Below are 12,019 nucleotides of genomic sequence, written 5' to 3'. Positions count from 1 at the left end.
ACATACAGCGCAAATCTTGCGCATGGAATGGGGTAGCTGAAGTGACCGCATCACCGCTCGGAGTCTTTCCGCCCAAGCCCTCGGCGTTGGCAGAGATGTTCACCGGCACGCCTTCTCTCATCGGGGCCATCCACCTCCCTGCTCTGCCGGGCAGCCCGCACTACACCGGGCAGCCGGTTTCGGAAATTGCTCGCTTCGCTGTGGAGGAAGCGCACGCGTACGTCGACAACGGTTTCGACGGTGTGATCGTCGAAAATCACTGGGACATACCGTTCCTCAAGCCCGGCGAACACGGATACGAAACCGCCGCCAGCATGGGAGTCATCACGGCAGCGGTGGTCGGCGAGTTCGGCAAGGCCGTCGGCGTCAGCATCCTGTCCAACGCCGGCGAGTGCGGAGTGGCCGCGGCGTGGGCGGCAGGCGCGAGTTTTGTGCGCGTCAATCAGTGGGCCAATGCCTACATTGCCAATGAGGGCTTCATCGAGGGTCAGGCGGCCAAGACGACGCGCTTTCGCCATCGCATCGGCGCCGACCCGGTCCGGATCTTCGCTGACGTGCACGTCAAGCATGGTGCGCATGCCATTGTTGCGGACCGCACCGTCGCGGAACAGACCGAAGACGCCGAGTTCTTCGACGCAGATGTCCTGATCGCGACCGGTTCGCGCACCGGTGACGCCGCTTCGGTCGACGAGGTTTCCGTGATCCGAGACAACACCGTTCTTCCCGTGATCATCGGATCCGGCATCACGGCTGCCAATGTCGCAGCGCTGATGAAGGAATGCGACGGCGCCATAGTTGCATCCTCGGTCAAGGACAATGGACGCTGGTGGGGACGGGTCGCAGGCGAGAAGGTCCGCGAAGTGTCCCGGGCCGCAGGAAAGTAACCATGATTGTCTTTTGTGGATACGCCAACAACGATGTGACGGTACATGTTCCACATGTGCCGGTGCTCGGAGAGCGCGTGCAGGCAACGGCCATCAGTCAGATCGACGGTGGAATGAATGCAAATGCTGCGGTATCCGCAGCCCGAATGGGCGCGCAGGTGATCTTTGCCGGTGCCGTGGGCCCGGACGCGCGATCCACCGAGTTTCTCGAAGCCCTCGAGGCTGACGGCGTCGACACCAGTTGGTCGCCGCGAGATGCGTTCCTGTCAACGGCAGTTGTACTCATCGCGCAGGACGGCGATCGCTCCATCATCAGTCAAGACGACCCGAACGATGCCGAACGAATCGGAGTTGTCATCACCCGATTGGCTGCTGCCGGTGGTGGACGGCTGTTCCTCGACGGATACCGTGCGGGCTTCCTGCCAGAGGGATTGCCGGGAAGCGTAAGTCTGGTAATCGATCTGGACGGTTGTGAAAACAAAGCCGCGGCACTGCGCGCATTCGCGCTCGCTGACCACGTCGTCGTAGGGCGTGCCCTGTGGGAAGGCGAGTTCGGGATCGGTTTCGATCAGTGGCAGGCACTGGCCGCCGAGCACAACACACACCTGCTGGTGACCGACGGCTCGCGAGGTTGGACACTGGCCACACCGGACGGCGAGGTGACGAGCGAACCGGCAGTAGCGGTCGACGTCGTCGATGCCGTCGGGGCCGGTGATTGCTTCGGCGGTACGTACATCGCTTTTGTCGACGCCGGGCGCTCACCGGTGGACGCTGCACGACTCGCGGGAGCCTCGGCTGCCTTGGCTTGCGCCACTGCCGGACCCCGCGGATGCCCCACCCGAGATGAATTGGACAGCTTCACAGCAACATTGACCCCTCACACCCTTTTGGAGACTCGATGATGAAACGTGCATTGCCTCTGGCGCTGGGAGCTGCAGTCGCGCTCACGCTCACCGCTTGTGACTCGGCTTCGTCGAGTGACTCGAAGGACGCATCGGGTGGCTCGTCCATCCCGCAGCCGACCCGAGTCGCCGAAAGCTGCGACGGGACGAACGGCAAGCTCAAGGTCGGTCTGGTGACCATCAACCTTCAGGCGCTGTACTTCAACCAGATCAACAATGCCGCCAAGAACGTCGCGGACAAGGCAGGTGTCGACCTGCAGATCATCAGTGGCAACGACGATTCCGTGGCGCAGGCCAACGCCTTCGACAATCTGATCGCCGCCGGAGTCGACGCGATCATCGTCGATGCAATCGACACGGACGGAATCAAGCCGTCGGTGGTCAAGGCCAAGAACGCGGGCATCCCCGTCGTCGCGGTCGACGCGACCATCGACGATCCGGCGCTGTCGACTCAGGTCGGTACGGCCAATGCCGAGGGCGGTGCCAAGATCGGAAACACCTTGGCCGACGTCGCGAACAACACCGGAACGGTCGGTATCGTCGGCGCGCTCAACAGCACTGTCCAGTTGGAGCGGCAGAAGGGCTTCACGGAGACCGTGACCGGCCGCGGAATGACCGTCGGCACCGTCGTGGACGGACGTAACATTCAGGAGAACGCACAGACCGCAGCGGAGAACCTGCTGACCGGCGGTGGCGACATGAAGTACGTCTACGCAACCGGTGAGCCGGCTTTGATCGGACTCGTTGCGGCGGTCAACAGTCAGAAGGCGCAGGATCGCATCGAAGCAGTCGGTTGGGATCTTTCGGATCAGGCGGTAGGCGGACTCAAAGCCGGTTGGCTTAAAGGCGTGGTCCAGCAGAACACCTTCGAATTCGGCCACGAGGCAATGAATTCGGCAATCGACCTGGCTTGTGGTCGCGGCGCTCCGGCGAACATCCCCGTCCCCACCCAGATCGTGACCCCGGAGAACGTAGCCGACTACATGTACTACTTGGAGAAGTAATCATGGCACCTCCACTGATCGAACTCTCGGGCATCACCAAGTCGTACGGACCGGTGAAGTCCCTTCAAGGAGTTGACCTTCGGCTGGCGAAGGGTGAAGTACTCGGAGTCGTCGGCGACAACGGCGCCGGCAAGTCCACCCTGATGAAGATCCTCGCGGGCGCCGTCCAGCACGACGGCGGCGAAATGCGCGTCAACGGTGAACCAGTGCGCTTCTCGACGCCGCTCGACGCGCAGCAGAAGAAGATCGGCATCGTCTACCAGGACCTGGCGCTGTGCGACACGCTCGACGTCGCGAGCAACCTGTTCCTCGGCAGAGAACCGCGAAAAGGTCCATTCCTCGACCGGCATGCCATGCACGAGAAGGCGGCTCACATTCTCGCCGACCTTCATGTCAAGGTGAAGTCGACCTACCAGGAGATCGGGCAACTGTCCGGCGGGCAGCGGCAAACCGTCGCGATCGCCCGCGCTGTTTCCTTTCGGCCAGACGTACTGATCCTCGACGAGCCCACCGCAGCGCTTGCCGTCGCCGAGGTCGAGTCGGTGCTCAAGCTGATCACGGACGTCGCAGCGGCCGGAGTGGGCGTCATTCTCGTGACACACCGCCTGCAGGACCTGTTCCGCGTATGTGACCGAATCACGGTCATGTACGAGGGACAGAGTGTCGACGATGTTCCGATCGGCGACCTGAACATCGAGTCCCTCGTCGGACTCATCACTCGAACTCCGGTGCCGCAACGGACATCGGCAGCAACACAGGGAGCCACGGCATGACCACTCTCGAGAAGACCCAGGCGCCGATCGAGCGCAAGCTCGCCGCGAAACCCTCCTTGTGGGACAGCGTCAACAAGCCCACCCTCGCGATGCTGGCGGTGACAGTTGCTGTCGCAGCCGTCTTCTCGGCGACCACGTCGTCGTTCCTGACATTTACGAACCTGTCGAACCTGGCAACCCAGATCGCTCCGGTTCTGATCATCGCGGTGGCGATGACTTTCGTGATCACGGCAGGTCAGATCGACCTGTCCGTCGGTGCGATCGTCGCGTTCGTCGCGGCGATGAGTGCCGAGCTTATCCAGGCCGGCGTCGATTCGTCCCTGGTCTTCGTCGCCGCCCCGGTGATGGGTGCGGCCTGGGGCCTGGTCAACGGATGGCTCGCTGCCTATCAGGGCATTCCGCCGTTCATCGTGACTCTGGCGACGATGTCCGTCATTCGCGGTATCGCGCTGTATCGGACCGAAGGATTCTCCGTTCCGGTTCCGGCCGACACTTACTTCGCGAAGCTCGGAACTGCTGAGTTCCTCGGGTTCTCCGCCAGCGCCTGGATTGCTCTCGTCGTCGTGGTCATCGGAGCAATTGCGCTCAACCGCATGCGCTTCGGGCGCTACGTCACCGGTATCGGATCCAACGTCGAATCCGTGCGACGGTCCGGCGTCAACACGCGTCGTGTGCTCATGATGACGCTCGTCTTCACCGGCTTGGCTGCCGGTATCGCGGGACTGCTGATCGCGGCTCGACTGGGCTCGGGTTCGGCCAACTCCGCAACGGGATTCGAGCTCACGGTGATCACCGCGGTGGTTCTCGGTGGCACCAACCTCTTCGGCGGTCGCGGCACCGTGATCGGTACCGTCATCGGCGCTGTCCTGACCGGAATCATCGCCAACGGACTGACCCTGCTCGGTGTGAGCCCGTTCCTGACGCCGATCATCACCGGTGTCGTTCTGCTACTGGCCATCTGGATCAACATGCGGGGACACACCCTGAGCGCGCTGTGGCGACACCTGCAGTCCGCACCCTCGGGGCCTGCACGTTCATGAGCAAGGTTCGTACTGTCACGGGAACTGTGGACAGTTCGGAACTCGGACTGGTTCTCCCACACGAACATCTGCACAACGACGTCACCGGTGCGTACACCGAGGCCCCGGATCCGGTTGTGGCACAGCGGCTGGCCGGTCCGGTGCGCGCCGAGGATGCCTGGCTTCTTCACGACAATCCGTATTACAGTCTCGACAATTGTCGAGTCGACGACGCAGCGGCCGTGGTGGAAGACCTTGTGGACTTCGCCCGCCTCGGTGGTCGGACGATCGTTGATCTGACACCGCCGGGACTGGGCCGGGCACCGGAGAAGTTGGCGGAGTTCTCGCGAAAGTCAGACGTGCGAGTGATCATGGGTTCAGGGTGGTACCTCGAGACGACCCATCCGGTCGAGGTCCACGAACTCGGTGTCGACGATCTGGCAGGTTCGCTCGTCGAGGAGTTCGATCCGGCAAAGGAATTGGCACCTGGCGTGATCGGGGAGATCGGAGTCTCCCCGCTCTTCACTCAGAACGAGGCGAAAGCGTTGAGGGCGGCATGCATCGCCCAGCGCGAGGTGGACGTGCCCCTGTTCGTCCACCTTCCGGGATGGCAGCGCGTCGGACATCACGTCGTCGACATCGTGGTCGACGAGATGGGCGTCGATCCGCAAGCAGTGGTCCTGTGCCACATGGACCCGTCCGGACACGACGCCGACTACCAACGATCGCTCGCCGACCGCGGTGTCTTTCTCGAGTTCGACATGATCGGGATGCCTTTCGATTTCCCAGGCGAGGGTCTTTCGCCGCATCCGGCGGAAACAGCCACTGCGGTAGCCGGATTGGTCACCTCCGGCCACGCATCACAGCTCCTGCTCAGTCACGACCTCTTCCTCAAATCAATGCTCAGAAAGCACGGCGGAAACGGATTCTCCTACGTACCACTCGCCTTCGCCGCCCGGTTGGTGCGCGCAGGCGTAGATCCCCAGCAAGTGTCCGCACTGATGCGAGACAACCCGAGGTCGCTCTTCGAGCAGGCCGCGAAAGGAAACAGAAGCAGTCATGGGTAAACGAGTACTGATCGCCGGCGAGAGCTGGATGACGACGTCGACGCACGTCAAGGGCGTCGACGAGTTCAGTGTCCATTCCTACGTCGAGGGAGTCGGTCCGCTTCGGGATGCGCTCACCTCACGTGGCCACGACGTGACACACATGCCCGCACACCTGGTGCCCACGCAGTTCCCCGGTACCGCAGAAGCGTTGTCCCAGTTCGACGTCGTCGTTCTCTCCGACATCGGAGCGAACTCGCTGCAGTTGGCTCCCGGTGTCTTCGACCAGTTCCGCGCCGGGGAGGATCGCCTTGTCGCGCTTCGTGACTGGGTGAACGCCGGCGGCTCACTGATGATGATCGGTGGCTACCTCTCGTTCTCCGGGTTCCAGGCGCGAGCAGCTTTCCGCCAGACCGCGATCGCCGAGGTACTACCCGTGACGATGCTGGCCGAAGACGATCGCGTCGAGACACCGGCCGGGATCGTTCCCACCGTCGTCGATGCTGCTCACCCGGCTCTCGGTGGTGCCGGCGATTCCTGGCCGGCGCTCCTGGGATACAACCGCGTCGTCGCGAAGGACGGTGCCGTGGTTCCCGCCACCATCAACGGCGATCCGCTTGTCGCTGCCGGTGAATACGGCGCCGGACGGTCGATCGTCTTCACCTCGGACTGCTCGCCGCACTGGGCTCCGCCGGAGTTCTGTGAGCAGTGGCCTGGATACACCGACCTGTTCGACGGCTTGATCAGTTGGGTCGCCGGCGAATGAGTCGCTCCTCAGACCTGCTCGCGCGGCAGCAGAGTAATCTCGCTGCCGCGCGGGCGGTTCCATTCATCGAGGACACCATCGGCGGGACGTTGAGTGATGAGGGATTCCGCCGGTACCTCGTGATCGAAGAGGCATTCGTACTGACGGCCGTCAAGGTGTTGGGGTTGGTGGTCGCCGAATCCCCGACGCTCGACGACGCGCTCGACCACGTGACGTCGATGTCGAACCTGGTGGGCGAACAGCGCGAGTATTTCGCGCAGTTGCGTTCCCGCTTCCCGTACGCGGGGGACGCAGCGGCTCTGGTCGAGGAGTCGTCTGTGCTGTCGACGCATGCCTTGACCCTCGCTGGCGAAGAGGGCAGGGCGGCGGCCCTGGTGGGCATGTACGCCGCGGAAACCCTGTATCTGTCGTGGTGCCGGGAGGCGGCGGCAGTGAACGTACAGCGCGAACCAGCGTTGCAGGACTGGGTAGACATGCATGTCGCTCCGCCGTTCGTGTCTCAGGTGGCGGTGCTGGCGTGCGAGGTGGACGCCATGCCCGAGTCCGTCACCGACGAGGACCTGGATCGGTGGTTCTCCGGCATGCTGGCCGCGGAGATCGATTTTCACAACGTGGCGGTGTGAGCTACTGCTGTGCGCCTTTATTAACCCCCGGCGGTTAATAAAGGCGCACAGCAAAAGGCCCGTAGGTCGCTTTCGCAACCTACGGGCCTCTTCTTTGTAGCGGGGACAGGATTTGAACCTGCGACCTCTGGGTTATGAGCCCAGCGAGCTACCGAGCTGCTCCACCCCGCGTCGGTGTGAAACCAACAGTACACGACTTCTGGAGGTGCAATTACCACCCCCTGTCACCGGCTGGAGTGAGCGCTTTCCGAGTAGTAACCGCGGATGTGTCCGACTATGCGCTGACGTGCGAGTTCGCCGTCACCCGCGTTGACCGCATCGACCAATCCTCGGTGTTCGTGACGCAGTCGCATGCAGGTGCTCGGCCAGCTGTCGATCTGCACGCCCGCGAGAACGTAGGCCTCGATGGACTCTCGTAGGCCGGTCATCATGGCTGCGATCACCTGATTGCCCGCCGCGTCGGCGAGCGCTACGTGGAATTGCGCGTCGAGTAGTAGGAATTCCTCGGCCGACAGATCTACGTCATCCATCGAGTCGAGCAGTTCGACGGCCGTGCTGAGGTCGGGCGTCGGGGTCCGCGATGCCAGGGACTGCATCACCTCGGATTCGAGAACGAGTCGTGTCTTCACCACATCCGAGACCGGAAATCCTTGTGCTGCAACCTGCATCCGCATCAGCATGGTCATGCCGCCGGTCGGTTTGGCCACGATCATCGCGCCGGACGTCGGGCCGGAGCCAGTCTGCGCCTTGAGGAGGCCGAGTGCTTCCATGACCCGCAACGCTTCTCGGACCGATGACCGTCCGACGCCCAACTCTGCTGCCAGAATTCTCTCTCCCGGCAGGCGCTGGCCAGGAGACACCTCGCCTGAAACGAGCCGACGTTCGAGGTGGCTCAGTACTTGTTCCCACGCTCGCGGGCTCGGCTCGGTCGGCATGAGGCAAGAGCATAACCGGGTGGACGCCGTTAACGGGGTGGCCTGTCCGGGGATGTATTACTGTGGTCAGACCACACCGACAGATTGCGGGGAACCACATGCGAGTAGCGCTGTTCGCCACCTGCATCGGGGACACGATGTTTCCCGACGCCGTCAAGGCCACCGCCCTCCTGCTCACCCGTCTCGGGCACGACGTCGTGTTTCCGTCCGGGCAGACCTGCTGTGGGCAGATGCACGTCAACACCGGCTACCAGCCGGGCGCGCTGCCACTGGTCGCGAACTACGCCGATACGTTCGGTGATGCGTCGATCGACGCCGTTGTCGCACCATCGGGATCGTGCGTCGGTTCGATCCGTCATCAACACGAGATCGTTGCCGAGCGCTACGGCACCGCGTCGCTGTGTGGGCAGGTGCAGACAGTGAAGGCAAAGACGTACGAGCTTTCGGAATTCCTCGTGGACGTTCTCGGTGTCACCGATGTGGGCGCGTACTTCCCGCACCGGGTCACCTATCACCCGACCTGTCACTCACTGCGCATGTTGAGAGTGGGAGACAAACCACTTCAGTTGCTGCGCAACGTCCGCGACATCGATCTGGTCGAACTCCCGGAAGCAGATTCCTGCTGCGGCTTCGGCGGCACGTTTGCCATCAAGAACGCCGAGACGTCGACGGCCATGTTGGCTGACAAGATTCGCCATGTGGCCGACACCGGCGCAGAGTTCTGCAGCGCCGGAGATTCGTCCTGTCTCATGCACATCGGCGGTGGGATGTCACGACTGCAGATGGGCGCCAAGACCATTCACCTCGCGGAGATTCTGGCATCGGTGGAAAGCCGGGTGCACGCATGAGCGCTGTGACGCTGGGTCTGCCCAGCTTTCCGCCGAGGTCACCCGAAGGTGCAGGGTTCCTGCGAGGTACTGAGAAGTTCCCTGTCGCAGCACATCACGAGCTGGCCAACGCGCAACTGCGACGCAATATCGGCAAGGCAACGCATACCATCCGTGCCAAGCGCATCAACGTAACTGGAGAGCTCCCCGATTGGGAGGAGCTGCGGGATGCGGGTTCGGCGATCAAGGCCGACGTCATGGCGCGGTTGCCGGAACTGCTCGAACAGTTCGAAGCTGCAGTAGTCGCTCGCGGTGGGCAGGTGCATTGGGCAGCGGATGCCAACGAGGCCAACGCCATTGTGACCGAGCTTGTCAAAGCCACCGGCTCCGACGAGGTCATCAAGGTCAAGTCGATGGCAACGCAGGAGATCGGTCTCAACGAGCATCTCGAAACCCAGGGAATTATCGCCTACGAGACCGATCTCGCGGAATTGATCGTCCAGCTCGGCCACGACAAACCGTCGCACATCCTGGTTCCTGCGATCCATCGCAACAGGTCAGAGATTCGCGAGATTTTCCTGCGTGAGATGCCAGATGTCGATCCGAACCTCGGGGAGAACCCGGCCGAACTTGCCGAAGCTGCACGAAAGTTCTTACGCCACAAGTTCATGACGACGCCCGTCGCCGTATCCGGCGCCAATTTCGGCATCGCGGACACGGGCACTCTGACCGTCGTGGAGTCGGAGGGCAACGGGCGAATGTGCCTGACGCTGCCGAAAACACTGATCACCGTCATGGGCATCGAGAAGATTCTGCCGACCTATCAGGATCTGGAGGTCTTCCTTCAACTGTTGCCGCGGTCGTCGACAGGGGAGCGAATGAACCCGTACACCTCCCTGTGGACCGGCGTCACGCCTGACGACGGTCCACAGGAATTTCACCTGGTCCTCCTCGACAACGGCCGGACCGCCGCGCTTGCCGACAAGATCGGGAGGGAAGCCCTGAGCTGCATACGGTGCTCGGCGTGCCTGAACGTGTGCCCTGTCTACGAGCGCACCGGTGGCCACGCCTACGGATCCACCTATCCGGGACCGATCGGCGCGGTACTGACTCCGCAGCTCGCGGGCATGCATGGCAAAGACGATCCGAATTCGACTCTTCCTTTTGCCTCGAGTCTGTGCGGTGCGTGCTTCGACGCCTGCCCGGTCAAGATCGACATACCCTCGCTGCTCGTCGAATTGCGTCACCAGAAGGTCGAGCAATCCGGTGTCACGGCAGAGTCTTTGGCGATGAAAGCCGCATCTCTGGCGATGTCGACCGAGGGCCGGTGGACGCTGGCTCAGAAAGCTGCCGGGCTCGGACGCGTCGTGGCCGGCAAGAAGGGGAAGATCTCCACATTGCCACCTCCATTGAACGGTTGGACAGCTGCCAGAGACATTCCCGCTCCACCCAAGCAGACCTTCCGATCCTGGTGGGACTCCGACGAAGGCCGCGCGGCATTGGACGAGGCTCGTCGTGACGGGAAGGCAGACAGATGAATTCACGTGAACTGGTGCTCGGACGCGTCGTGGCCGGCAAGAAGGGGAAGATCTCCACATTGCCACCTCCATTGAACGGTTGGACAGCTGCCAGAGACATTCCCGCTCCACCCAAGCAGACCTTCCGATCCTGGTGGGACTCCGACGAAGGCCGCGCGGCATTGGACGAGGCTCGTCGTGACGGGAAGGCAGACAGATGAATTCACGTGAACTGGTGCTCGGACGTATTCGTGATGCCATCACCTTGGCGCCCGCCTGCGAAGGCGAGATACCGCGAAACTACCGGACTGGCAGAACCATGCCAGACGGGGAGCTCATCGATTTGTTCGTCGACCGCCTCGAGGACTACAAGGCGCACGTCCACCAGTGCGCGGCGATGGAAATCGCCGAGACCGTCACCGGAATACTAAGGGTGCACGGTCTACACACACTGGGAATCCCCGCCGGCCTCGACCGATCATGGGTAGCCGGATTCGACGGAACGCTGGTGGTGGACAGCCCGGACGTACCGGCTCCTGAACTCGAGAACCTCGACGCCGTTGTCACCGGCTCGAAGGTAGCGTGCGCCGAGACCGGCACCATCTTCCTCGACGCCGGTCCGGAGCAGGGACGTCGTGCGTTGACTCTGGTACCGGACACACACATCTGCGTCGTGTATCGCAGCAGTGTGGAAGTGGGAGTGCCGGAGGCGATTGCGCGGCTGACGCCGCAGCGTCCCACCACCATGATCAGCGGCCCGTCGGCAACCTCCGACATCGAACTCGAACGCGTCGAAGGTGTACACGGTCCGCGAAATCTGCACGTCGTGATCGTGGATGGCTGATTCCCGCCGAGCGGGAACTCAGGGGCAGCGGGCCACATCAGCGTCTAACGTCCCGGCCATGACACAACTCTTGGCAGGCAAGGTCGTCTTCATCACCGGTGCAGCGCGGGGTCAGGGACGCAATCACGCGATCCGACTCGCGCAGGAAGGTGCCGACGTCATCGCTGTCGACGTGTGCGCGTCGGTGTCTGAAGACGTGGGTTACGCGGCCGCAACTGAAGCCGACCTCGAAGAAACGGCCCGTCTCGTGCGAGCAGAGGGGCGCGAGATCGTCACCGCGGTAGCGGATGTGCGTGACCTCGAGGCGCTGCGGGCGGCGGTGGCGTCGGGCGTCGACAAGTTCGGTCGCCTCGACGTCGTGATCGCCAATGCGGGCATCGCTACGTGGAATCGTTTCTGGGAGATGCCGGAAGAACAGTGGTCGACGCTGGTGGACATCAATCTCAATGGTGTGTGGCGCACGATGGCGGCTGCGGTTCCCTCGATGATCGAGGCGGGCAACGGTGGTTCCATCGTGATCGTCAGCAGTGCTGCCGGCGTCGCCGAAGCGCCTGGTTGTGCGCACTACTCGGCGGCCAAGCACGGTCTCGTGGGTTTGGCTCGCACTGCGGCAACGGAATTGGGTAGCTTCGACATTCGAGTCAACAGCATCCACCCTGGCGCGGTGGAGACTGAGATGGGTAACGATCCCAACGTGGGTAAGGTGCTCACTACTCATCCGGAGTACATGAACTCGTACAAGTGGCCGCTCACGTCCGTCCCACGCACCACCGTCGAGGACATCTCCAACGCCGTGGTCTACCTTGCGACGGACCTCTCCCGCGCGGTCACCGGGACGAAGATCGTCATCGACATGGGTCAGACGATGGCGTAGTCGCG

13 protein-coding genes, 1 tRNA gene and 1 pseudogene are annotated in these 12,019 nt (G+C 62.7%); 13 read left to right on the top strand and 2 right to left on the bottom strand.

Translation table 11 applies throughout. The features are described from left to right. The first annotated feature begins 41 nt into the window (after window positions 1-41). From ABX74_RS04315 to ABX74_RS04280, 8 genes are read left to right on the top strand one after another with little or no spacing between them, the layout of a single operon-like run. Window positions 42-884 carry a BtpA/SgcQ family protein gene (locus ABX74_RS04315; RefSeq protein WP_029256362.1) on the top strand — a complete coding sequence of 281 codons (843 nt, stop codon included), beginning with the start codon at window positions 42-44 and terminating at the stop codon, window positions 882-884. 2 nt (window positions 885-886) lie between these two features. Further along, entirely contained in the window at window positions 887-1,786 is a 900-nt protein-coding gene (locus tag ABX74_RS04310) for a carbohydrate kinase family protein (RefSeq protein ID WP_029256361.1), read from the top strand. After that, window positions 1,783-2,790, top strand: a complete 1,008-nt coding sequence (locus ABX74_RS04305) for a substrate-binding domain-containing protein (protein WP_019745494.1) — start codon at window positions 1,783-1,785, stop codon at window positions 2,788-2,790. Before ABX74_RS04310 ends, ABX74_RS04305 begins: the two co-directional genes overlap by 4 nt. Before the next feature lie 2 nt (window positions 2,791-2,792). Then, a complete protein-coding gene (locus ABX74_RS04300) occupies window positions 2,793-3,563 on the top strand; it encodes an ATP-binding cassette domain-containing protein (RefSeq protein ID WP_003939830.1) in 771 nt (256 codons plus the stop codon). Next, complete coding sequence (locus ABX74_RS04295; RefSeq protein ID WP_003939698.1) at window positions 3,560-4,603, top strand: ABC transporter permease; 1,044 nt, start codon at window positions 3,560-3,562, stop codon at window positions 4,601-4,603. The genes ABX74_RS04300 and ABX74_RS04295 overlap by 4 nt, the downstream gene beginning before the upstream one ends. Next, window positions 4,600-5,649 carry a phosphotriesterase gene (locus tag ABX74_RS04290; RefSeq protein WP_003940279.1) on the top strand — a complete coding sequence of 350 codons (1,050 nt, stop codon included), beginning with the start codon at window positions 4,600-4,602 and terminating at the stop codon, window positions 5,647-5,649. The genes ABX74_RS04295 and ABX74_RS04290 overlap by 4 nt, the downstream gene beginning before the upstream one ends. Beyond that, window positions 5,642-6,394 carry a glutamine amidotransferase gene (locus ABX74_RS04285; protein WP_003939869.1) on the top strand — a complete coding sequence of 251 codons (753 nt, stop codon included), beginning with the start codon at window positions 5,642-5,644 and terminating at the stop codon, window positions 6,392-6,394. Before ABX74_RS04290 ends, ABX74_RS04285 begins: the two co-directional genes overlap by 8 nt. Next, window positions 6,391-7,017 (top strand): TenA family protein, encoded by a 627-nt coding sequence (locus ABX74_RS04280; RefSeq protein WP_029256359.1) that lies wholly within the window; start codon window positions 6,391-6,393, stop codon window positions 7,015-7,017. Before ABX74_RS04285 ends, ABX74_RS04280 begins: the two co-directional genes overlap by 4 nt. Before the next feature lie 97 nt (window positions 7,018-7,114). On the opposite strand, the gene ABX74_RS04275 is transcribed toward ABX74_RS04280, so the two are convergent. Beyond that, a tRNA-Met gene (locus ABX74_RS04275) sits at window positions 7,115-7,188 on the bottom strand. A gap of 53 nt (window positions 7,189-7,241) precedes the next feature. Beyond that, window positions 7,242-7,952, bottom strand: a complete 711-nt coding sequence (locus tag ABX74_RS04270; protein WP_029256358.1) for a FadR/GntR family transcriptional regulator — start codon at window positions 7,950-7,952, stop codon at window positions 7,242-7,244. Window positions 7,953-8,050: 98 nt separating this feature from the next. Here ABX74_RS04270 and ABX74_RS04265 point away from each other — a divergent pair, with 98 nt between their 5' ends. The 5 genes and pseudogenes from ABX74_RS04265 to ABX74_RS04245 all read left to right on the top strand — a co-directional run bounded on the left by ABX74_RS04265 (window position 8,051) and on the right by ABX74_RS04245 (window position 12,014). Further along, complete coding sequence (locus tag ABX74_RS04265) at window positions 8,051-8,800, top strand: (Fe-S)-binding protein (protein ID WP_019745490.1); 750 nt, start codon at window positions 8,051-8,053, stop codon at window positions 8,798-8,800. Further along, window positions 8,797-10,317 (top strand): LutB/LldF family L-lactate oxidation iron-sulfur protein, encoded by a 1,521-nt coding sequence (locus ABX74_RS04260; RefSeq protein WP_029256357.1) that lies wholly within the window; start codon window positions 8,797-8,799, stop codon window positions 10,315-10,317. The genes ABX74_RS04265 and ABX74_RS04260 overlap by 4 nt, the downstream gene beginning before the upstream one ends. A gap of 17 nt (window positions 10,318-10,334) precedes the next feature. Beyond that, window positions 10,335-10,517, top strand: a pseudogene (locus ABX74_RS04255) ((4Fe-4S)-binding protein); the annotation flags it as partial. Next, window positions 10,514-11,140 (top strand): lactate utilization protein C, encoded by a 627-nt coding sequence (locus tag ABX74_RS04250; protein ID WP_029256356.1) that lies wholly within the window; start codon window positions 10,514-10,516, stop codon window positions 11,138-11,140. The pseudogene ABX74_RS04255 and the gene ABX74_RS04250, both read left to right, overlap by 4 nt. A gap of 58 nt (window positions 11,141-11,198) precedes the next feature. After that, window positions 11,199-12,014 (top strand): mycofactocin-coupled SDR family oxidoreductase, encoded by an 816-nt coding sequence (locus ABX74_RS04245; protein WP_019745487.1) that lies wholly within the window; start codon window positions 11,199-11,201, stop codon window positions 12,012-12,014. Window positions 12,015-12,019 lie beyond the last annotated feature (5 nt).

The organism is Rhodococcus sp. ARP2 (genome assembly GCF_001029585.1).
GTDB lineage: Bacteria > Actinomycetota > Actinomycetes > Mycobacteriales > Mycobacteriaceae > Rhodococcus_F > Rhodococcus_F erythropolis.
Note: the sequence above shows the minus strand (reverse complement) of the source record. Positions and strands in the feature narration are given on the sequence as shown.

Bases quoted from the DNA above. Each gene is read 5' to 3' on its own strand.
- ABX74_RS04310 (WP_029256361.1), top strand. From the start codon at position 887: ATGATTGTCTTTTGTGGATACGCCAACAACGATGTGACGGTACATGTT.
- ABX74_RS04305 (WP_019745494.1), top strand. From the start codon at position 1,783: ATGATGAAACGTGCATTGCCTCTGGCGCTGGGAGCTGCAGTCGCGCTC.
- ABX74_RS04300 (WP_003939830.1), top strand. From the start codon at position 2,793: ATGGCACCTCCACTGATCGAACTCTCGGGCATCACCAAGTCGTACGGA.
- ABX74_RS04295 (WP_003939698.1), top strand. From the start codon at position 3,560: ATGACCACTCTCGAGAAGACCCAGGCGCCGATCGAGCGCAAGCTCGCC.
- ABX74_RS04290 (WP_003940279.1), top strand. From the start codon at position 4,600: ATGAGCAAGGTTCGTACTGTCACGGGAACTGTGGACAGTTCGGAACTC.
- ABX74_RS04285 (WP_003939869.1), top strand. From the start codon at position 5,642: ATGGGTAAACGAGTACTGATCGCCGGCGAGAGCTGGATGACGACGTCG.
- ABX74_RS04280 (WP_029256359.1), top strand. From the start codon at position 6,391: ATGAGTCGCTCCTCAGACCTGCTCGCGCGGCAGCAGAGTAATCTCGCT.
- ABX74_RS04270 (WP_029256358.1), bottom strand. From the start codon at position 7,952: ATGCCGACCGAGCCGAGCCCGCGAGCGTGGGAACAAGTACTGAGCCAC.
- ABX74_RS04265 (WP_019745490.1), top strand. From the start codon at position 8,051: ATGCGAGTAGCGCTGTTCGCCACCTGCATCGGGGACACGATGTTTCCC.
- ABX74_RS04260 (WP_029256357.1), top strand. From the start codon at position 8,797: ATGAGCGCTGTGACGCTGGGTCTGCCCAGCTTTCCGCCGAGGTCACCC.
- ABX74_RS04250 (WP_029256356.1), top strand. From the start codon at position 10,514: ATGAATTCACGTGAACTGGTGCTCGGACGTATTCGTGATGCCATCACC.
- ABX74_RS04245 (WP_019745487.1), top strand. From the start codon at position 11,199: ATGACACAACTCTTGGCAGGCAAGGTCGTCTTCATCACCGGTGCAGCG.